The sequence below is a fragment of the Mesorhizobium sp. M1227 genome (assembly GCF_040318315.1).
In the GTDB taxonomy this organism is placed as follows: domain Bacteria; phylum Pseudomonadota; class Alphaproteobacteria; order Rhizobiales; family Rhizobiaceae; genus Mesorhizobium.
In genome coordinates, this window is sequence record NZ_JAMYLZ010000002.1 from 19361 (window position 1) to 39923 (window position 20563).

20 protein-coding genes are annotated in these 20563 nt (G+C 62.5%); 11 read left to right on the forward strand and 9 right to left on the reverse strand.

Annotated elements, in window-relative coordinates:
- Positions 1–71 precede the first annotated feature (71 nt).
- Together NKH28_RS03360 and NKH28_RS03365 are read right to left on the reverse strand one after the other, a co-directional pair.
- Complete coding sequence (locus NKH28_RS03360) at positions 72–626, reverse strand: HdeD family acid-resistance protein (protein WP_352474525.1); 555 nt, start codon at positions 624–626, stop codon at positions 72–74.
- A 324-nt stretch (positions 627–950) separates the two neighbouring features.
- Positions 951–1430, reverse strand: a complete 480-nt coding sequence (locus NKH28_RS03365; RefSeq protein WP_352978094.1) for a DUF2165 family protein — start codon at positions 1428–1430, stop codon at positions 951–953.
- 69 nt (positions 1431–1499) lie between these two features.
- Here NKH28_RS03365 and NKH28_RS03370 point away from each other — a divergent pair, with 69 nt between their 5' ends.
- The 3 genes from NKH28_RS03370 to NKH28_RS03380 all read left to right on the forward strand — a co-directional run bounded on the left by NKH28_RS03370 (position 1500) and on the right by NKH28_RS03380 (position 3653).
- Entirely contained in the window at positions 1500–1751 is a 252-nt protein-coding gene (locus tag NKH28_RS03370) for a hypothetical protein (RefSeq protein WP_352503367.1), read from the forward strand.
- The gene (locus tag NKH28_RS03375; RefSeq protein ID WP_352977788.1) at positions 1748–2653 is read left to right on the forward strand and encodes an alpha/beta hydrolase; all 906 of its coding nucleotides are present in this window, start codon (positions 1748–1750) and stop codon (positions 2651–2653) included. The genes NKH28_RS03370 and NKH28_RS03375 overlap by 4 nt, the downstream gene beginning before the upstream one ends.
- Before the next feature lie 196 nt (positions 2654–2849).
- On the forward strand, positions 2850–3653 hold the full coding sequence (locus NKH28_RS03380; RefSeq protein WP_352977790.1) for a MipA/OmpV family protein: 804 nt from the start codon (positions 2850–2852) through the stop codon (positions 3651–3653).
- A gap of 16 nt (positions 3654–3669) precedes the next feature.
- Here the strand turns inward: NKH28_RS03380 and NKH28_RS03385 are convergent, their stop codons facing one another.
- From NKH28_RS03385 to NKH28_RS03395, 3 genes are all read right to left on the reverse strand, one after another.
- Positions 3670–4104, reverse strand: a complete 435-nt coding sequence (locus NKH28_RS03385; RefSeq protein ID WP_352977792.1) for an RES family NAD+ phosphorylase — start codon at positions 4102–4104, stop codon at positions 3670–3672.
- A gap of 2 nt (positions 4105–4106) precedes the next feature.
- The gene (locus NKH28_RS03390) at positions 4107–4481 is read right to left on the reverse strand and encodes an Xre family toxin-antitoxin system antitoxin (protein ID WP_352977795.1); all 375 of its coding nucleotides are present in this window, start codon (positions 4479–4481) and stop codon (positions 4107–4109) included.
- Positions 4482–4566: 85 nt separating this feature from the next.
- On the reverse strand, positions 4567–4752 hold the full coding sequence (locus NKH28_RS03395; RefSeq protein ID WP_352474531.1) for a hypothetical protein: 186 nt from the start codon (positions 4750–4752) through the stop codon (positions 4567–4569).
- A 42-nt stretch (positions 4753–4794) separates the two neighbouring features.
- On the opposite strand from NKH28_RS03395, the gene ileS reads away from it, so the two are divergent.
- The gene (ileS, locus tag NKH28_RS03400; protein ID WP_352977797.1) at positions 4795–7785 is read left to right on the forward strand and encodes an isoleucine--tRNA ligase; all 2991 of its coding nucleotides are present in this window, start codon (positions 4795–4797) and stop codon (positions 7783–7785) included.
- A gap of 195 nt (positions 7786–7980) precedes the next feature.
- Positions 7981–8661 carry a hypothetical protein gene (locus tag NKH28_RS03405; protein ID WP_352977799.1) on the forward strand — a complete coding sequence of 227 codons (681 nt, stop codon included), beginning with the start codon at positions 7981–7983 and terminating at the stop codon, positions 8659–8661.
- 83 nt (positions 8662–8744) lie between these two features.
- On the opposite strand, the gene NKH28_RS03410 is transcribed toward NKH28_RS03405, so the two are convergent.
- Entirely contained in the window at positions 8745–9197 is a 453-nt protein-coding gene (locus tag NKH28_RS03410; RefSeq protein WP_352474534.1) for a nucleoside deaminase, read from the reverse strand.
- A gap of 76 nt (positions 9198–9273) precedes the next feature.
- Here NKH28_RS03410 and NKH28_RS03415 point away from each other — a divergent pair, with 76 nt between their 5' ends.
- From NKH28_RS03415 to NKH28_RS03435, 5 genes are all read left to right on the forward strand, one after another.
- Positions 9274–11202 (forward strand): pseudouridine synthase, encoded by a 1929-nt coding sequence (locus NKH28_RS03415; RefSeq protein ID WP_352817443.1) that lies wholly within the window; start codon positions 9274–9276, stop codon positions 11200–11202.
- Entirely contained in the window at positions 11183–11737 is a 555-nt protein-coding gene (gene rsmD, locus NKH28_RS03420) for a 16S rRNA (guanine(966)-N(2))-methyltransferase RsmD (protein WP_352479911.1), read from the forward strand. The genes NKH28_RS03415 and rsmD overlap by 20 nt, the downstream gene beginning before the upstream one ends.
- A gap of 97 nt (positions 11738–11834) precedes the next feature.
- A complete protein-coding gene (locus NKH28_RS03425; RefSeq protein WP_352977801.1) occupies positions 11835–13199 on the forward strand; it encodes a M16 family metallopeptidase in 1365 nt (454 codons plus the stop codon).
- Between the two features lie 190 nt (positions 13200–13389).
- Positions 13390–14748 carry a M16 family metallopeptidase gene (locus NKH28_RS03430; RefSeq protein WP_352978096.1) on the forward strand — a complete coding sequence of 453 codons (1359 nt, stop codon included), beginning with the start codon at positions 13390–13392 and terminating at the stop codon, positions 14746–14748.
- Positions 14745–15608, forward strand: a complete 864-nt coding sequence (locus NKH28_RS03435) for a patatin-like phospholipase family protein (RefSeq protein WP_352770851.1) — start codon at positions 14745–14747, stop codon at positions 15606–15608. Before NKH28_RS03430 ends, NKH28_RS03435 begins: the two co-directional genes overlap by 4 nt.
- Before the next feature lie 168 nt (positions 15609–15776).
- Here NKH28_RS03435 and NKH28_RS03440 read toward each other — a convergent pair whose 3' ends face one another.
- The 3 genes from NKH28_RS03440 to NKH28_RS03450 form a co-directional block, all read right to left on the reverse strand.
- The gene (locus tag NKH28_RS03440; protein WP_352977803.1) at positions 15777–16313 is read right to left on the reverse strand and encodes a dihydrofolate reductase family protein; all 537 of its coding nucleotides are present in this window, start codon (positions 16311–16313) and stop codon (positions 15777–15779) included.
- Positions 16314–16534: 221 nt separating this feature from the next.
- The gene (locus NKH28_RS03445; RefSeq protein WP_352977805.1) at positions 16535–18265 is read right to left on the reverse strand and encodes an adenylate/guanylate cyclase domain-containing protein; all 1731 of its coding nucleotides are present in this window, start codon (positions 18263–18265) and stop codon (positions 16535–16537) included.
- A gap of 106 nt (positions 18266–18371) precedes the next feature.
- On the reverse strand, positions 18372–18680 hold the full coding sequence (locus NKH28_RS03450) for a dihydrofolate reductase family protein (protein ID WP_352977807.1): 309 nt from the start codon (positions 18678–18680) through the stop codon (positions 18372–18374).
- On the opposite strand from NKH28_RS03450, the gene NKH28_RS03455 reads away from it, so the two are divergent.
- Positions 18652–20559: a DNA cytosine methyltransferase gene (locus NKH28_RS03455; protein ID WP_352977809.1), complete on the forward strand. Its 1908-nt coding sequence runs from the start codon at positions 18652–18654 to the stop codon at positions 20557–20559. The two genes, NKH28_RS03450 and NKH28_RS03455, sit on opposite strands and share 29 nt — an antisense overlap.
- The last annotated feature ends 4 nt before the right edge of the window (positions 20560–20563 follow it).

The following is a 20563-nucleotide window of genomic DNA, read 5'->3' on the forward strand; positions in this document are numbered from 1 at the left end:
CCCGAACCGAAGGTCAGCGAAGCAAAAAAGTGGGAACCGGTTTTCCGATTAAGATCATGCTCAACCAGAATTTATCTCTTCAGCGCCAAGCCAAGGGCGATGAAGCTCCAGCCCTGGAAGATCAGGTCGACGGCCAGGAACAGGCCCAGCACCCACACGCTGTTGACCGGCCAGCCCATGGCGATGACCAGTCCCGCCAGCGCGCTGATGACGCCGGCCGCGACCACCCAGCCCCAGCCGGGCTGTGGCCGGTGGCTGTAGCCGACCCAGGCCCTGAGCACGCCTGAGGCAAGAAGCGCGACCGCCAGGAGGAAGGTCAGCACCGTCGAGGCGAGGACCGGATTGTCGAACGCGAAGAAGCCGGCGACGGCGTAGAGGAGGCCGCTGAGCAGCCAATAGAAGAAGCGGCCCCATGTCTTCACGCCGAAGGCATGGATGATCTCGACAATGCCGGCCATCAGCATCAGCCAGCCCACGACAAAGACCGAGGCGACGGTTGCGATGAACAGATTGCCGAAGGCAATGCCGCCGAAGACAAGCAGCAGCACCCCGAGCGCGACGAACCATCCCCATTTCGCCCGCGTCTGGCTGATCGCATCTTTCAAGGCATCGCCGTGCAGTGTCATCGCCCTCTCCCTCAAGACTACTTGGCCTTTTTTGTCGGCTTTGAAGGTAACGCCGATGTGCCTTCTCGTAAAGCGAGCAGGCAGTGAGGGTCACACCCAGGCTCGGGCGGTACGCCTGCTTTTGGCAAGAGCAGCCGCTGCGAGTTTATTTCCGTGAAACGTGGGCTTGCGCCCTCAGGCCAAACCGTGGCCACGCCGAGGTTTAGTTGGAGAATAGCTCCTGTCCGCAAAGCGGCCGCAACGTCGAGCTTTGATACCGAGCCAGACCTCCAAACGCCGCGCAACGCCGGTCGCATCCGCATGTCACAACCTTGCGTCGAGGTCTCAGTAATCGCCGCCCTCGCGATGCAGGGTCGCGAGGATTAGCCCGAGCGCGTTGGGCAAGAAGTAGATTGTTCCGCCGAGCTGGTTCGAAAGCGGCATGGTCTTGGCTTCCCATGACAGGAAATAGTCGTCGGCGATCACCGTGAAGCCGATGCCCCACACCAGGATTGCGCACAGGCAGCCCAACATCATCCATGCCTTGCCATGAGCGAAATCGGCGCTGCTGCCAACCACCTTGCGCAGCATAAGCACAAGCCCGATCAGTCCAAATATCCCCGCCAGGGTCTCGACGGCCATGATGCCGACGAGTGCCACAGGGGCAGCCCATGACATGGTGATGGCACGCCATTGCTGCCATGGGTTGCCGTAGGTGTTGGTCATTTCGATCATCGGCTTCACGGCATTCACCAGAGTGTCTTTGAAGTCGGTTGCATCGTTCAACAGACCGAGAAAACCCCACAGGGTGGGGAACAGCGCCATCACGATCAGCCCCAATCGTCCTAGCTGCGCGGATTGACAAGCCGCTCGGCAGTGGTTCCGGCATACGAATTGTCCGACATCGGAATTCCCCCTCTTTTGAACCTTGCACCGTCGAGCAATCGAAAATTGGCTCACACGGCAGCGCACCGCCAATATGGCACGGACGTCGGACGATTTCTCGCTGATGTTGATCGGACTGATCGCAAGATGATCGTGGCGCTGGTTCGTCGCTATATTTGCAAGCAGGCAATCGGTATCTTGTCGATGACGTTTGGCTGTTCGCCTTTCTCGGCGCTTGGCAAGACTGGGGAAGCAAAATGAGCGATGTGGACGAACACCTCGATCTGACAGAGATCAACGCCGTCCGCAGGCTGTTGACGTCAAAACCACGAACGGTCCGCTGGGACGAACGCCGGGCGCGGCTCGACGAAGTCGGTTCGGTCTGGCCGGTCGCGGAGGACATCCGATGCGAGCGCGTGGTTTTCGATGGCCTTGAGGGAGAGTGGTCCCTGGCGCCTGGGAGTGACAGGGATAAGGTTCTGCTCTTTTTCCACGGTGGTGGCTACTGCTCCGGCTCCCTTAAAAGTCATCGTCGAATGGTTACCGAGGCAGGTCGGGTAATGGGAATACGCACCCTCGCGATCGACTATCGCCGCGCACCGGAACATCCTTTCCCTGCGCAACATGAAGACGCACTCACCGCATGGCGCTTTCTGAGCCGGCAAGGCATCGCGTCGGACCGCATCGTGGTTGGCGGAGACAGTGCGGGCGGCAACCTCACTCTGTGCCTGGTCAGTATATTGCGCACGTCAGGCGAGCCGTTGCCGCAATGTCTTTGGCTGGTTTCGCCCTGGACGGACCTTTCGATGTCCGGCGCGACACTATCAACCAAGGACGCAATCGACCCTATCATCCACCGGGCGTATTTGGAGGAACTGGCAACGGCCTATGTTCCCAATGGCGTTGGTCGGCGCGATCCGCTGATCTCGCCCTTGTTCGCCGATCTGAGCGGATTTCCCCCAATGCTGATACAAGCCGGTTCGGCCGAGACGCTGCTGTCGGACGCAACTCGGCTCGCCGAAGCCGCTGGCGCGGCTGACGTTAAAGTAGGTCTCGAAATTTGGCCGCATATGATTCACGCTTGGCCGGTTTGGAATGCGGGGTTGAGCGCCGGTCGCCGTGCTCTTCACAGCGCAGGCATGTTTGTCCGCGAATGTTTGTAACCCCTGCCGAGGCAACTGCTATCGTATTCCAAACACTTGATCTGGAATCTTGGTGCGCCAAACAATCGACTGCAACGCGGAACAGGCCCCAACGCGGCCAATGTTGCGGATATTAAGTCAAATTTTACCGAACTGGCGCCATGGCTTCAGTCAAGGCTGGTTGTATCGGCCAATGCGTTCGACGTATGGAGTAACGATGCGGTCTGTCCCGACGATCTTGGCCGCATTCATGCTCGGCACCTGCGGCGTTGCCAAGGCCGGCGAGGGCACCTTCGGCTGGCTGTCCGGAGACTGGTACCTGACGGTCGGCGCCACCGGCATGGTTGCCCCGAATTTCGAGGGCGGCAAGAAGTACCTGCTCAGTGCCTCGCCGATCATCTCGCTCGGCAAGGCTGGCCCCGCGGCGCGCTTCACCTCGCGCAACGACAATATTTCATTGGCATTGATCGACGATGGCGGCGTCCGCGCCGGCCTGACAGGCAAGTTCCTGTTTTCCCGCGACGGTGGTGACGCCGACGAATTGAAGGGTCTCGACCCGGTGCGCTGGGGCGGCGAGGCCGGCGGCTTCTTCGAATTCTATCCTTTGGATTGGCTGCGTGCCCGCGCCGAAATGCGGCACGGCATTCGCGCCCATAACGGTTTTGTCGCCGACATCGCCGCCGACGCCTTTTACGATGTGACGCCCGACGTCAGGATTTCGGCCGGACCGCGCGTTTCGTTCGCCTCATCGGACTATTTCGACACCTATTACGGCGTTGATGCCAAGGAGTCCCTGGCCTCGGGACTTAGCGAATATCATCCCGGCGGCTGGGTGAAGTCGGCGGGCCTGGGCGGCGCAGTGACCTGGAAGGTGACCGAGCCGATGACGGCCAGTCTGTTCGGCGAATATTCCCGCCTGATGGGCCCGGCCGCCGATTCCAGCCTGGTCAAGGAGCGCGGCTCCAGGGATCAGTTCATGATCGGCGTGTCGACGACCTATCGCTTCGATTTCTCGATGTGAGCGGGCGGGCGTCGGCTCATTTGATCAAACGGCTGTCGAACGGATAATGGTATAGGCCCGCAATCGTAATGCGTGACGCATCGTCATGGGTCGGGTTGAGCAGATAGTTGTTTGCCTTGTGCATTATGATCGAAGGAATTTTCATGAGCGCGTAACGATTGGCGGAGAGAAAGTCCGTGCCCTGTCGCCGTGTTGATTCCATGTCCTTGTCCCAGCCGTCATGGATAACCGGTTCGATCATTTCTATTCCGTCCGGAACGTCGATTTCGATAAGCTGGTAGGTTTCCGGAACGGTTTCGCGCGTCGCATGCACCAGTATCTCCAGCAGTGCCGTCGAAGGGTGGTCGGTGCAATAGACGATGGGCATTCCGCGCCTGTTCCATCTTCCATCAACGAGCGTTCCGCCACGACCCGAGAGATCCGCGAAATTGGAGATGCGCCAGATGCGCATCGTCAGGCAAGCATGCCAAAGTCGATACGGATAAGCTCTTCGGAAACGACGTGGGCGCCGGTCTCTGTCTCAAGGAGATCGATCGGCCTTGCACCATCCAATGTTATGATCTCGCTTCTCAGCCAACGCTGGGCTTTCTCATGGCTACCGAATACCCGATCCGCCTGCTCGGCGATGCGTTCAAGGCGCAGGGCGCGGTCGGATTCAGCTGGCGAAAGCGGCTCGGCATGTTCCTTGCGACGCGCCAGCGTGCGGCGGGGGGCAACGATACGATAGAGTTCTTCGCTACTGAAACCCAGACTGCGCAGATGATCGATCTTGTCCGTAGGGACGGAAAAGTCGTGTGTTGCGCGAATTGCCCTTGCTGCGACCGACATGAATTGTTTCCTTGGCGCTGCAGGCCATTCTGCTTGCCATTTGCCTACAAGTGTATGCGCAATTGGCACCTAACGCAAGGAAGCATCAGAGTTCGGGCTTTTCAATATCGCCTGTCTCGGTTAAAAGCCCAGCCATGACGAGCTTTTCGCGCCTTCTCGCGCCTGCGATACGAATTACAGGCCCGGTGCTCCGGGCGGCCTGACCGCCGCCGGAGCCGCCGGGAATCTTGCGCGCGGCCTCTCGCGCTTTTTCCAGATCATGATAGTTCAACGCCCGGGCTCTTTTGCCGCCGGCAACGCATATGGCAGACGAATGACTGATACCGAGACCGCCGAGACGATCGATTATTCCAAAACGCTCTACCTGCCGCAGACGGATTTCCCGATGCGCGCCGGGTTGCCGGAAAAGGAACCGCTGCTGGTCAAGCGCTGGCAGGACATGGACCTTTACCGCAAGTTGCGCGAAGACGCAGTCGGCCGCGAAAAATACGTGCTGCACGACGGCCCGCCCTACGCCAATGGCAACATCCATATCGGCCACGCGCTGAACAAGATCCTCAAGGACGTCATCACCCGCTCGTTCCAGATGCGCGGCTATGACTCGAACTATGTACCAGGCTGGGATTGCCACGGCCTGCCGATCGAATGGAAGATCGAGGAGCAGTACCGCGCCAAGGGCAAGAACAAGGACGAGGTGCCGGTCAACGAGTTCCGGCAGGAATGCCGTGAGTTTGCGGCGCACTGGATCAAGGTGCAGGGTTCCGAATTCCAGCGGCTCGGCGTCGTCGGCGACTTCGACAATCCCTATACGACGATGGCTTTCCATGCCGAGGCGCGGATCGCCGGCGAGCTGCTGAAATTCGCCATGTCCGGCCAGCTCTATCGCGGCTCCAAGCCGGTGATGTGGAGCGTGGTCGAGCGCACCGCGCTGGCCGAGGCGGAGGTCGAATACCAGGACTATGAGTCGGACACGATCTGGGCGAAGTTTCCGGTCGTCAGCCTCGCTCGCCAGGTCATCAACATCGAGGATGGGCAGCCAGCCCTGGACCCCAAGCTGACGCAGACGTCGCTAGATCTGCTTGATGCCAACGTCGTCATCTGGACGACGACGCCGTGGACGATCCCCGGCAACCGCGCCGTCAACTACTCGCCGCGCATCAACTATGGTCTCTACGAGGTTACGGCGGCCGAGAACGCCTTTGGTCCTCAGCCCGGCGAAAAGCTGATCTTTGCCGAGAAGCTTGCGGACGACGCTGCCGCGAAGGCCAAGGTCACTCTGAATCGGCTTCGCAGCGTTGGCGCCGAAGAGATTGAAAACCTTACGCTTGCCCATCCCCTCAAAGCTCTGGGTGGCGGCTACGATTTCCCCGTGCCGATGCTCGCCGGCGATCACGTCACCGACGATGCCGGCACCGGTTTCGTCCACACCGCGCCGGGACATGGCCGCGAAGACTTCGACGCCTGGATGGATGCTGCCTCTGATCTTCGCCAGCGTGGCATCGACACCGCGATCCCCTTCACCGTCGACGATGCCGGCTTCTTCACCAAGGACGCGCCGGGCTTCGGCCCGGACCGCGAGGGTGGAGCGGCGCGCGTCATCGACGACAATGGCAAGAAGGGCAACGCCAACCAGGCTGTCATCGACGAGCTGATCAAGCGCAACGCGCTGTTCGCGCGCGGCCGCCTGAAGCACTCCTATCCGCATTCCTGGCGCTCGAAGAAGCCGATCATCTTCCGCAACACGCCGCAATGGTTCGTCTATATGGACAAGGAGCTCGGCGACGGCACGACGCTGCGCAGCCGCGCCCTGAAAGCCATCGACGATACCCGCTTCGTGCCCGCCGCCGGCCAGAACCGCATCCGCGCCATGATCGAGGAGCGCCCCGACTGGGTGCTGTCGCGCCAGCGCGCCTGGGGCGTGCCGATCGCCGTCTTTGCCGATGCCGACGGCAATGTGCTGCGCGACGAGGCAGTCAACCGGCGCATCATGGACGCCTTCGAAAAAGAAGGCGCCGATGCCTGGTTCGCCGCCGGCGCCAAGGAGCGGTTCCTCGGCAATCACGATGCTTCGAAATGGCAGCAGGTCATGGACATCCTCGATGTCTGGTTCGATTCAGGCTCGACGCATGCCTTCACGCTTGAGGACCGGCCCGACCTGAAATGGCCGGCCGACGTCTATCTGGAAGGCTCCGATCAGCATCGCGGCTGGTTCCACTCCTCGCTGCTCGAAAGCTGCGGCACCAGGGGCAGGGCGCCCTACGACACCGTCGTCACCCATGGCTTCACCATGGATGAGGAGGGGCGGAAAATGTCGAAGTCGCTCGGCAACACCGTCGTGCCGCAGGACGTCATCAGGCAGTCCGGCGCCGACATCTTGCGGCTGTGGGTGGTGACGACCGATTATTGGGAAGACCAGCGGCTCGGCAAGAACGTGCTGCAGACCAATATCGACGCCTACCGCAAGCTGCGCAACACCATCCGCTGGATGCTGGGCACGCTCGCCCACGACGATGGCGAGGAGGTGCCGCTGGATAAGATGCCTGAACTGGAGCGGCTGATGCTGCACCGGCTCGCTGAACTCGATGAGGTCGTACGCTCGGGCTACGACGCGTTCGAATTCAAGCGCATCACCCGCGCGCTGCTCGACTTCATGGTGGTAGAGCTGTCGGCCTTCTATTTCGACATCCGCAAGGACGCGCTTTACTGCGAAGCGCCTTCCAGCGTGAAGCGCAAGGCTTCCGTGCAGGTGGTGCGCCATCTCTTCGACTGCCTGGTGAAATGGCTGGCGCCGATGCTGCCCTTCACCATGGAAGAGGCTTGGCTCGACCGTCATCCGGATGCGGTCTCCGTGCATCTCGACCAGTTCCCGGAAATCCCGGCGGACTGGAGGAACGAAGCGCTGGCGGAGAAGTGGCGCAAGGTTCGGCAGGTTCGCCGTGTCGTCACCGGGGCGCTGGAAATTGCCCGCGCGCAGAAGGTCATCGGCTCTTCGCTGGAAGCGGTGCCGGTCGTTACCCTCGACGATGCCGTGCTCGAAGCGGCGATCGCCGATGTCGATATGGCCGAGATGGCGATCACCAGCGATCTGGTAATCGTGCACGGCAAGGCGTCGGCGGGCAGCTTTACCCTCGACGACGTCAAGGGCGTCGCCGTGGTCGTCGAGAAGGCGGAGGACCGTGGCCTGGTGAAGTGCGCGCGCTCCTGGCGCTACACCGCCGATGTCGGCTCAGATCCGGAATTCCCGGATGTTTCGGCCCGTGACGCCGCTGTTCTGCATGAGCTGAAGGCTTTGAGCCGTCTTTAAGGCGGTGCACAAATGCCACGGCGGGCGGCCGATCGGCCCCCGCGCGTTGCCCTTAACGAGTGGTTGAGGTAAACACGCGAAACTCCGGACGACAAATTGTCGCCGGAATTCCGTCGGAAGAGCATAGGCGATGGGGACCGGACCTTTCTTTGGCCGGCGGCAATCGAGAGGCTGTCTACAGTGGGACTTTTTGGCATGACCGAGAGAACTTACGCGCGCGTTGCGCTGCTGGCGCCGCTTGTCGTATCGGGCCTCGCTTTGTCCGGCTGCATGGGCTCGCCCACTTACGGGACAGACAAGACCGCGGGCGCGCAGCTTGCCGGCGACCTCACCGGGGCTTTTTCCTTCGCACCCAAGCGCAAGGATAATATCGACTACAAGCCGCGCCCCACACTGGTGAAGCCAGGGCCGGGGCAGAAGGAAGTCTTGCCGCCGCCGCAGGAAAGCATCGAGACGGCGAGTGCCGAATGGCCCGAATCGCCGGAGCAGCGCCGTGCCCGCCTGCGCGCCGATGCCACCCTGCATCAGGACGACCCGGCCTACCAGGCGCAGGTCATCGATGACGTGCAGACGGATCCGGCGTCGGTCAAGGCCGCGCTGAAGCTGTCGGGCTCGAGCCACCCGCCAGCCTGGACTCCCGCCGATTCGGACAAGAGCCGCGCCGCGGAAATCATGCGCCGCCGGGCTGAAGGCAAACAGGGCGACCCGACCACCCGCAGATATCTGAGCGAGCCACCGGTGCAATACCGCGCTGCCGCCGCCACCGCGCCGCAGGGTGACCTCGGCGAGGACGAGTACAAGAAGGAACGCCGCCTCAAGAGGGAGGCGGCTGCCAAGAGTAAGAGCGGCGGCATGTTCGACTGGCTGCCCTGGTAGGCTGACGGCGCCAGAGACGTTCTTGCCCTGGATTGGCTGGCTGGATTGGCTGACTTGGATGGACCGTCTGCCGGACCAGAAAATCAGGCTCCGCGTCGCTCGCGAAAAAAGTCCTTCAGCAATGCTGCTGCTGCGTTCTCGGCCATGCCCGGATAGATGTCGGGCACATGGTGGCAGGTCGGTGACGTGAAGAAGCGAACGCCGTTGACCACTGCGCCGCCCTTCTCGTCCGCAGCGCCGAAATAAAGCCGGCGCAGCCTGGCGAAGGAGATGGCGCCGGCACACATGGCGCACGGCTCCAGCGTCACATAGAGATCGTGGCCGCTGAGCCGCTCGCTGGAAAGCTTGCGGCAGGCCTCGCGGATCGCCAGCATCTCGGCATGGGCGGTGGGATCGGCAAACTCGCGGGTGCGGTTGCCGGCACTCGCAACGACCGTATCGCCGCCGACGACGACCGCGCCAACCGGCACCTCGCCACGCTGGGCGGCGGCTTCGGCTTCTTTAAGCGCCAGCGCCATGAAATCCTGCCGCTTCACGCGGTTTCCATTCCGATTATCTCCTCGCCACTAGAGCGCGATCCTGTTACTACCCGCGCAAACGAGCAAAGGCCACATGGACGACAAAAACAAGAAATTCCCGCGCAAGGCCGGCCCGAAGCCGGCAGGGTCGCGTGGTCGCGATAGCGCTCCCGGCAAGGGCGGCAAGCCGCCCTTCGGCGCCAAAAAACCCTACACTCCGCGCGGCGACCGGACGGCGGCCGCCGAAGGCGAACGGCCGAAGCGCGACTTCAAAGGCGGCGATCGGCCATTCAGCAAAGGGCCGCGTCCGGAAGGCAAGCCTTATGAACAGCGCGAGGGTCCACGCAAGCCTTATGCGCCGCGCGGCGACCGGCCGGCAGCTGCCGAAGGCGAGCGGCCGAAGCGCGACTTCAAAGGCGGCGACAGGCCGTTCAGCAAAGGGCCGCGTCCGGAGGGCACGCCTTATGAAAAGCGCGAAGGTCCGCGCAAGCCTTACACTCCGCGCGGCGACCGGCCGGCAGCTGCCGAAAGCGAGCGCGGCGAGAGGCGCTTCGACCGTCCCAAGCGTGATTTTGGCGATCGTCCCAAGCGTGATTTTGGCGGCGATCGACCGCAAGGGGCACAAAGGGCACAGGTGGCATCGGAAGGCGGCTTCAAGCCGCGCCCGCGTCGCGTCGAGGCAACGGAAGAAGCCGGCGAACGCATTGCCAAGCGGCTGGCGCGTGCCGGTCTGGCCTCGCGCCGCGACGCCGAGGAACTGATTGCGGCCGGCCGCGTCAAGGTCAATGGCAAGGTGTTGTCCTCGCCGGCCTTCAATGTCATGCCCGGCGACATCATCCATCTCGACGGCATGGAGATCCCGCCGATCGAGCGCACCAGGCTGTTCCTGTTCCACAAGCCGGCCGGCGTGGTCACCACCAACCGCGATCCCGAAGGCCGCAAGACCGTCTTCGATGTGCTGCCGCCCGGGCTGCCGCGGCTGATGACCATCGGCCGGCTCGACATCAACACCGAAGGCCTGCTGCTGCTCACCAATGATGGCGGCCTGTCGCGCGTGCTCGAACTGCCGGCGACCGGCTGGTTGCGACGCTACCGCGTGCGCGTTCACGGCAAGGTCGAGGAAAGCGCGCTTGCCGGCCTGCGCGAAGGCATTGCCGTCGACGGTGTCTTTTACGGCGCCATCGAGGCGACCCTCGACCGCGAGCAGGGTTCGAACGCCTGGCTGACACTCGGCCTGCGCGAAGGCAAGAACCGCGAGGTCAGGAACATCCTGGGCGCGCTCGGTCTCGACGTGACGCGGCTGATCCGCATTTCCTACGGGCCGTTCCAGCTCGACGATTTGCCGGAAGGCCATGTGCTGGAGATCAAGGGCCGCGTGCTGCGCGACCAGCTCGGCGAGCGCCTGGTCGAAGAGTCCGGCGCCAATTTCGATGCCGATATCGCCAAGCCGTTTTCCAACAAGCCGGTCAGGCGTGAGCGCGAAGAGGAGCCCGAGCGGCCGAAATTCACCCGCGACGGCGAACGCCGGCCGATCGGCGAGGGCGGCCTGATCAAGAACCGCAAGCGCCGCGAAGGCAGCCGCGACGAAGCGCTCGGCAAGCTGTCGACAAGCCCTGACAGGAGCTTTGGGCCAAAAAAGAGCTTTGGCGAGCGTGGCCCCAGACCTGAACGCAGCGACTTCGGGGACAAACCCCGCGGCGACAAGCCTCGTGGCGGCTTCGGTGGGAAAAAATCCGAACGCGAGCAGCGGCCGATCGAGCCGCCGGGCCAGCGCAAGGCCAATGTCTGGATGGCGCCGGGCGCACGGCCGATCGGCAAGGGCAGGGCGGAGGCAGACGCCGCCAAGGCGGCGGAAAACAAGGCGCGCAAGGCATCGTTCAAGCCGTCTTACGGCAAGCCCGGCGGCAAGCCGCAAGGCGGCGGTGCAAAGCCGTTCGGCAAACCGCGCGGCGAGCGCCCGGATGGCGGTGGCGACCGGCCGCGTGGCGGCCCGAAGGGAAGCAATGCGGATCGTCGGCGGTGAGTTTCGCGGGCGTCCGCTGGCGACGCCCCGCACCTTTGCCATCCGCCCGACCACCGACCGCACGCGTGAGGCGGTCTTCAACGTGCTGGCGCATCGCTTTCCCGAAAGACTGGACGGCGCGCGCGTGCTCGACCTGTTCGCCGGCACCGGCGCGCTCGGCCTCGAAGCGCTGTCGCGCGGCGCCTCCTACGCTGTCTTCATCGAGGAATCCGCCGAAGGGCGCGGCCTGATCCGCACCAATGTCGAGGCTTTCGGCCTCACCGGCCGCACCAAGATATTCCGCCGCGACGCGACGGCCTTGGGCGAGGCAGGCACCATCGCCGCATTCGGCCTGGTCTTTGCCGATCCGCCCTATGGCAAAGGCCTTGGCGAACGCGCCTTGCGCTCGGCCAAGGCAGGCGGCTGGCTCGCCCCTGGCGCGCTCTGCGTCGTCGAGGAAGCGGCGGCGGCGCCGTTCGAGGCAGGGCCGGGCTTTTCGGTTGTCGACGAGCGCAACTATGGCGAGACGGTCATCCGGTTCATCGAGGCCGCCTGAGTTCGGCTTCCACGGTGGCGCCTTCAAAATGACGAACAATTCGCTTTGCCTCGACCAGCAACCCCGCCTATCGTCCCACCACAAACCGGAGCCATCTATGACATTTCAGGCTGAATGGCTGCGCGGAACGCTCTTGGGACTGGCTCTGGTGATGGCCGCGCCGGCTCTGGCGGATAACAATCCTGACGATGGCGTCGTGACCGATTTCCTGCTCGACAACGGCATGGAGGTCGTCGTCGTCCCCGATCACCGCGCCCCCATCGTCACCCATATGGTCTGGTACAAGATCGGCAGCGCCGACGAGCCGCCGGGCAAGTCCGGCATCGCCCATTTCTTCGAGCATCTGATGTTCAAGGCGACCAGCAACCATGCGGCGGGCGAACTCGACCGTGCCGTCGCCGCCATCGGCGGCTCGGACAACGCCTTCACTTCCTACGACTACACCGCCTTTCACGAGACGGTGGTGCCGCAGGCGCTCGGTGAGATGATGGGCTTCGAGGCCGACCGCATGCGCAATCTCATCCTCAACGACGATGTCATCAAGACCGAGCGGGACGTCATCCTCGAGGAGCGCCGCTCGCGCATCGATAGCAATCCGCAGGCAGTGCTCGACGAGGAAATCGACGCCACGCTGTGGCAGAACCAGCCGTACCGCATTCCGGTCATCGGCTGGATGCAGGAGATGGAGAAGCTGAACCGCACCGACGCGATGGCTTTCTACAACAAATATTATACACCCAATAACGCCGTGCTGGTGGTGGCCGGCGATGTCGAACCGGAAACGGTCAAGGCGCTGGCCGAAAAGACCTATGGCAAGATCGCGCGCGGCCCGGATCTGCCGCCGCGCATCCGCCCGGTCGAGCCGGAGCAGAACACCAGGCGCACGGTGATGCTGACCGACGGGCGCGTCAGCGTGCCGAGCTTTACCACGCAATGGGTGGTCCCGTCCTATCACACGGCAAAGCCCGGCGAAGCCGAAGCGCTCGACGTGCTGTCCGAAATCCTCGGCGGCGGCAACCGCAGCCGGCTCTACCAGGAGCTTGTCGTCAGGCAAGGCATCGCCGCCGAGGCCGGCGCCTTCTTCCAGGGCACCATGCTCGACGACACCAATTTCACCGTCTACGGCGCGCCGCGCGGCGATGCCAAGCTTGCCGACATCGAGGCCGCGGTCGACGCCGAGATCGCCCGCATCGCGAAAGACGGCGTCACCAGCGACGAGCTGGAAAAATCCAAGGACCGTTTCGTACGCTCGATGATCTTTGCCCGCGACAAGCAGGAGGACATGGCCAACATCTACGGCTCGACGCTCGCCACCGGCGGCAACGTCCAGGACGTCCAGCAATGGCCGGACCGCATCCGCAAGGTCACCGCCGACCAGGTCAAGGAAGTCGCTGCCCGCTATCTCAATCTCGACCACGCAACGACCGGCTATCTTCTGCCGCAAACCCAGGCTGGGAATTGATTTGATGATGAGTTTGAGCCTCGGCGCCGCCCCTCACCTGCCTGCCGGCATCCTCTCCCCGTATAGGGACGGGGAGAGGGGCGCCGTCATCGACGGTTTCGCCAATCTTCAGCGTTTGCAGAGCGAGCGCCGGGACAGCGGCCAGCCCCTTCTCCCCGTCACTATACGGGGAGAAGTGCCCGGCAGGGCGATGAGGGGCGGCGCCGACCTTGGCAATTGGCGCGCCGGCCCTCTTCTGGCCACCCTCATTCTCTCCCTCGTCTTTCTCCTCCTGCCGGCGCTTTCCGCTCGCGCCGCCATGAACATCCAGGAGGTGACCTCGTCGAAGGGCATCACCGCTTGGCTGGTGGAGGATTATTCGGTGCCGATCGTCGCCATCCGCTTCGTCTTCGATGGCGGCGCGACGCAGGACCCGCCCGGCAAGGAAGGGCTTGCCAATCTGATGAGCGGCCTGTTCGACGAAGGTGCCGGCAACCTCGACAGCGAGGCCTTCCAGATCAAGCTCGACGACGTCGGTGCAGAGATGAGCTTCGAGGCGCAGCGCGACGGCATCTACGGCTCGATGCGCATGCTGGCCGACCAGCGCGACGGCGCCTTCGACCTGCTGCGCGTGGCGGTCAACCAGCCGCGCTTCGACCAAGTGCCGATCGACCGCATCCGCGCGCAAATCCTGTCCGGCATCATCGCCAACGAGCGTGATCCCGACACGCTCGCCCAACGTAAATGGCTGGAAGCGATCTACGGCAGGCATCCCTATGCGCGGCCCGACCAGGGCACCAGGCAAAGCATCGCGACGATCACGCCGGCCGATCTCGCCGCCTTCCACAAGGCGAATTTCGCCCGCGACGGCCTGCATGTCGCGGTGGTCGGCGCCATCGACGCCGAGACGCTGAAGCAGAAGCTCGACCTGGTGTTCGGCAGCCTGCCGGAAAAGCAGGCGCTGACGCCCGTTCCCGACATCGAGCTGAAGCTCGGCCAGCAGCTCGAGGTCGTTTACGACCAGCCGCAGGCCTCGCTGCAACTCGCCTATCCCGGCGTGAAGCGGAATGCGCCGGATTTTTTCGCCGCGGTGCTGATGAACGAGATCCTCGGCGGCGGCACCTTCACCTCGCGGCTGTTCGACGAGGTGCGCGAGAAGCGCGGTCTGGCCTACAGCGTCAGCTCCGACCTCGTCGACCACCAGCATTCCGAGGCGCTGTCCATCACCACCTCGACCCGCGCCGACAGGGCGGCCGAGACGCTGGCCGTGGTGCGCGACGTGGTCAAGCGCATGGCCGAGGAGGGGCCGACCGAAGCCGAGCTGGCGGCGACCAAGAAATACATGATCGGCGCCTATGCCATAAACAATCTGAATTCCTCCGGCGCGATCGCCTCAACGCTGGTCGAGATCCAGCTCGGCAAGCTCGGCATCGACTACATGCAGCGCCGCGCCGCCCTGATAAACGCGGTGACGCTGGACCAGGTGAAAGCGGCGGCGAAAAAGCTGCTCTCCGCCGAGCCGGCCGTCATGGTGGTCGGGCCGAAGCTCGGCGCGGCCAACAAGGGATGAGCCCTAGCTTCGGCATCGCCTTTGGCGGCGGCGGCGCGCGTGGGCTGGCGCATATCCATGTCATCGAGGCTCTGGACGAGCTGGGCATAAGGCCGGCAGCAATAGCCGGCTCGTCGATCGGCGCCATCATGGGCGCCGGCATGGCCTCGGGCATGACCGGCAAGGACATCCACGACTATACGCGCTCGATCCTCGGCCGCCGCGCCGAAGTGGCGACGCGCATGTGGCGGGCGCGGCCCGGCACTTTTGCCGAGGCGATGCAGGCCGGCCTACGGGTCAGCCAGTTCAATGTCGAGCGCATCCTCAAGGCGTTCCTGCCCGACGCCATTCCCGAGACCTTCGCCGAATTGAAGATACCGCTGAAGGTGACGGCAACGGACTTTTATGGCCACAAGCTCGCCGTGTTCGACGAAGGCGAGCTGCATTCGGCGCTGGCCGCCTCGGCGGCGATCCCGGCGGTGTTCCGCCCGGTGATGCGCGACGGCAGGCTGCTGATCGACGGCGGCATCTACAATCCCGTGCCGTTCGACCTGATCGAGCTCGACGCCGACATCATCATCGCCGTCGACGTGGTCGGCGCGCCGACCGAGGCCGGCCGCAAATTCCCGACCTCCGTCGACCTGATGTTCGGCGCCACGCAGCTGATGATGCAGTCGATCATCGCCAGCAAGCTGAACCAGAGCCGGCCCGACATTCTGATCCGGCCGGCCGTTTCGAAATACCGGGTGCTCGATTTCATGAAGGTCGAGGCGCTGATGGCAGAGACGGTGGCGATCAAGGACGAGCTGAAGCGCGAGATCGAGAAGGCGCTGAAGGCGCGGGAAGACGCTGCGGTCGAGGGCAGGCAGCGGACGGTGTAGGGGCGCTGCCAATCTCCCCCCTTGAGGGGGAGCGCCGAAGGCGACAGAGGGGGTCGTCTCGCGTAATGCGCCAACCACCCCACTGCCGCAAGAGAGGAGCCGAGCCCGGTCGAACCGCCCCCCTCTGCCCTGCCGGGCATCTCCCCCTCGAGGGGGGAGATTGGCTCATCACGCCATCCCAGCCGCATACTCCAGCGCCACCACGCCGTTGCTGAATTGCGTGGCCGAGATCAGCTCGAGCGGCAATTGCGCGCCGGGCGGGAACAGCAGCTTGCCCTGGCCGACGGCACCGGGGTAGCTGAGTAGCCTGATGCGGTCGACAAGGCCATGGCGCAGCAATTCCTGCGCGACGCTGAGGCTGCCATGCACATAGATGTTGCCGCCGCTGCCTTGCTTCAGCCCTCTGACCGCTTCCGGCAACGCGCCCTGCAGCAGCTCCGCCGGCTGCCAGTCGAGCGCCTGCAAGCTGGTCGAGGCGATATATTTCGGCAGCGCGTTGAAGCGGTCGGCGAAGTCTCCGGTCTCCTTGGGCCACGAGCCGGCAAAGATCTCATAGGTCGTGCGCCCCAACAGCATGGCGCCGCTATCGGCAAGCTCGTCGTCCTTGAACTTCTGCATCTCATCGTTCCAGGCCACGCTCGGCAGCTTCTCGACCTCGGCAATGCCATCGACGCTGATGAATTCGGTGATGATGAGTTTTCTCATGGCGGGTTCCTTTCTGGCAGGGCGGGCCTTACGCGACATGCGCCGTCAACTAGCGCAGCGCTTTTTCAGGGGGAGGGTTTTCCCTGTTCGCTTCCAAAGACCGATAGCGTGGGAAAAGCTTCTCCGACCGGCCCGTCGTTCGGTCATGCCACAAGGTCCGCATCGGGGGCCGGTCTTTTTTACCTGTCCGCGATTGGATCTGGGTCGTAGCTGCCGGCTGCCTACAGGTGGGCAATACCGGCTTTCAGCAGTCCTTCGCGGACGTGCTGCACATCAGACTCCTGGGCAAAGTGCAGGGTGGCAATAAATGAATCGAGGTCGAATTGGGGATCGAGCGTTCTGATCTTGCCTAGATGCGCCGCGGCCGCGATTTCGTCGCCGAGCCAGCCGTAGCAGGCAGCGGCGAAAGCGTGCTGAGCCGAGTCCATGGTTGACAGATGCATGAAAGCTTCGATCGCCTCGCCATACTGGCGCGCGGCGAAATGCGCCTTTCCCAGATGGCTCCAGAACCTCTCCGGGTGGTGCGGGTTCAACTGCATTGCCTTGCGGATCCATTCAATTCCCTCTTCCGGCCTCCCGAGCCACGTCAATAACTCGCCTTGCTGCACCACCACGAGGTCGTAATTGGGATTGAGGGCCAGCGCCCGCTCTTGATGGTAGCGCGCAGTGGTCAGCTCATTGTTGTTCACGTTCACTGCCGCGAGGATGCGGTGGACATCGGCATCGTTGTTGTCCAGCGCCAGCGCCCTGTCCAGCGCCGTCATAATGTTGTTCCAGATGGCATCCCTGTCTTCGCACCAGTTATGGACCCAGGCCTGGCCAAGAATGCAGGCCCGCCAGGCATGGGCATGGGCATAATCGGGGTCGAGCGTGACGGCCCTTTCTATCAAGGTTTGCGCGCGTTCATTATCCGCAATCGTGCTTCGGTGGTGCAGCACCTTGGCAGCAAGCACACATTCATACGCGGCCATGTTTGCAGGTTTCGCCCGCGCGAGCTGGTCCCGCTGAGCCGCCTCGACACGACCGGGCAGCGTGGCTGCGATCGCCGCGGTCACCTCATCCTGAATCGCGAATATGTCGTCCAGCTTCCGGTCATATTTGTCTGCCCAAATATGAGCGTCATTCGCCGTGTCGATGAGCTGAACCGTCACGCGCACCCTGTCGCCGATCTTGCGGACGCTTCCCTCCACCAGGTATTGGACGGTGAGTTTCTCGGCCACCTCGCGCACATTCACGGCGCGGTTCTTGTAGACGAAGCTGGAATTGCGCGAGATGACGAACAGCTCATGGCGGCGGGACAGTTCGGTGATGATGTCCTCGGTCAGTCCGTCCGCGAAAAATTCCTGCTCGGGGTCGCCGCTCATGTTGGTGAATGGCAGCACCACTATCGAAGGTTTCGAGATGGATCGCTTCGCCTCGACTTCTGGCAGGGCAGGACTATCAAACCCAACGCGATAGAGGCGAACCGGGCGGCTGATGTTCTTTAACGTCTTCTCGCCCAGGTCCTCCATGGCAATTTCGAGACGGTCGGCAATTTGGGTCGCCACCGCTGCGGTCACGCAGATACCGCCGACGTCGGCTAGTTGCTCGATGCGCGAGGCAATATTGACGCCGTCGCCGAAAATATCCTCATCGTCGAAAATGATGTCGCCGAGATTTATGCCGATCCTGAATTCGATACGCCGTTCTTGCGGCACATCCGAATTGCGCCGTTTCATGCGCTGTTGGATTTCCACGGCGCATTTCACGGCATCGGTCACGCTCTGGAACTCAACGAGCATGCCGTCTCCGGTGGTCTTGATGATCCGGCCCTTGTTCTTCGCGATGGCGGGATCGACCAGTTCTATGCGATGGGTCCGAAGGCGTGCGAGCGTGCCGGATTCGTCGGCCTCCATTAGCCGACTGTAGCCCGCCATATCGGCAGCCAGAATTGCGGCTAGTCTCTGTTCCATCGCTTGAACCAAAAACCAAGCCTATACTTCCTGGGTTGCCAAATCCAGCAATTTGGGCTTGTGGCTGAATCAAGATGTCTTCTACGCAGCAGCAAGAAAGGGCGGATCAGAACCCTCCGCCTGGTGGCTGCGAACTCGATCGCATCAATCGCGGGAGGGATCCGCGCCGCGTCAAGCTCGTCGAGGCGATATATTTTGGCAGGGCGTTGAACCGGTCGGCAAAATCTCCGGTCTCCTTGGGCCACGAGCCGGCAAAGATCTCATAGGTCGTGCGCCCCAAAAGCATGGCGCCGCTGTCGGCAAGCTCGTCTTCCTTGAATTCTCGCATCTCATCATTCCTGGTCACGCTTGGCAGCTTCTCGACCTCGGCGATGCCATCGACGCTGATGAACTCGGTGACGATGAGTTTTGGCATGGCGGGTCCTGATGGTCAGGGGGCGGGCTGCGCTAGCTCTTCACGAGTTGCCATACGAACACTAACGCGGCGCTTTCTTGCTTTAAAGCTCGCGGATTCGGCACGCCATCAGAGCTACGGGCCAGCGCACCGGCCACGCAAGAAATACACGCTGATTGGCCAGATGGGGCTAGATCCAGCAACAGAAATCTGCCATGGGTCTATGTCGCATGCGTCTTTGATTCTGACCGGTTTCTCTCTTATGCTTAGAGCCATAGATCTCTATTCCGGTGTAGGAGGCTGGTCGCTCGGATTGAGACTCGCTGGCATTGAGGTGGTCGCATCCTACGAGCGCTGGGGACCGGCAAACGAGACAAACTTCAAAAACAACTTCCATCAGGCACAAACTGTCGACATCAGGCGACTCTCACTCGACGAATTACCGTCTGACATCGATATTGTTGTTGGCAGCCCCCCCTGCACCCAATTCTCCTATTCCAACCGAGGCGGAGGCGGTGATTTGGAGGATGGTCTGGTCGATATTGTCCGATTCCTTACGATCGTCGACCATCTGAAACCGCGGGTCTGGGCGATGGAGAACGTCCCGCGCGTTGCGCCAATCCTCCTCGAAGAACTCAAGAAGGGTGGCCGCCTGCATCGCTTTAAAGAGCTTGGCCTTGAAGCTCACATTGTAAACATGGCGGACTTCGGGCTGCCGCAGAGGCGCCGCCGCTGCATAGCCGGCAACTTTGATTTCAAGCGGCTTTCCTCCTATGCGGGCCGCAAGGCACCAACGCTGGGAGAGGTTGTCGATTCATTGAATCGCGATCCCGTGATCGATCCTCTTTTTGGCGTGTCGATCCCAAAGGAGGAACTATTTGACCACGATCCGGAATCACCACTCAACGACGAGGAGGTCAGGATCAACCGAGCCACCAAAACGCTCCATCCGATTTACAATGCGATGCCGTTTCCGGACCCACTTGATCGTACCGTCCGGACAATTACAGCTACCTGCACGCGGGTCTCCCGCGAAAGTATCATCGTTTCAACTCTCGCTGACAATGGTGCCTACCGACGGCTGACCATTCGGGAGAGGGCCACGCTCCAAGGGTTTCCAATAACGTTCCAGTTCTACGGGGCGAACAACGGCCAGAAGCTGCGTATGGTCGGCAACGCGATTCCCCCTCTCTTTGCCTATTTTGCGGCCCAGTCCTTCCTCGGCACACCGGCTACGAAAGCGGTGCCTCTGACCGACGCCTCCATGGGTCTGGTCTCACCGACGCCCAAGCCCGACCGCACGGCTTCCGATACTGCGGGCGCCCGCTTCCCGGAAAACCGCACCTTCCGCTTTGCCATCCCGAGCCTCCGACTGAAGAGCGGGGTCCGCTTCGAACTTAGGAACCAAGCAGCGGGGCACATTCCGGCTTGGTGCGTATCCTTCTGGTTCGGAACGTCTAAGGCTATTAAGGGTCTTGATCTTGAGCCTGGCCTGGCGCAGCGTGTCTTGAAGCGCCTTCCCGCTGAAGCACAGGTGCGCATCAGGGCTTCGTTGGAGAAGCTCGAATCCATGTTGGCGAACGCCGACTTCGCCAACATGCAGAAGCTGTGGAGCCACCGGGGACCCGGCCAGACACGTCCCTTCATGATCCTTGATGAACTTGACTGCATCGGTGATGAAGTGCGCTCGGCGATGCAACCATATCAAGCTGACGCGCGGACGATCATTGTCGAGGTGATCACTGCCGAATATGGTGACGCCACCAATTTGCTCCCCGGCCTCGCCAAGCTCGACCGCAATGCGGTGCTGATCGCGACGGGCCTTATTGTCGGGTCCATCTCGAACAGATATATGTTGCTGCCAAAGGGCGTCGCGCCCGCCGGGAAGCACTCGTTCTAGGTTG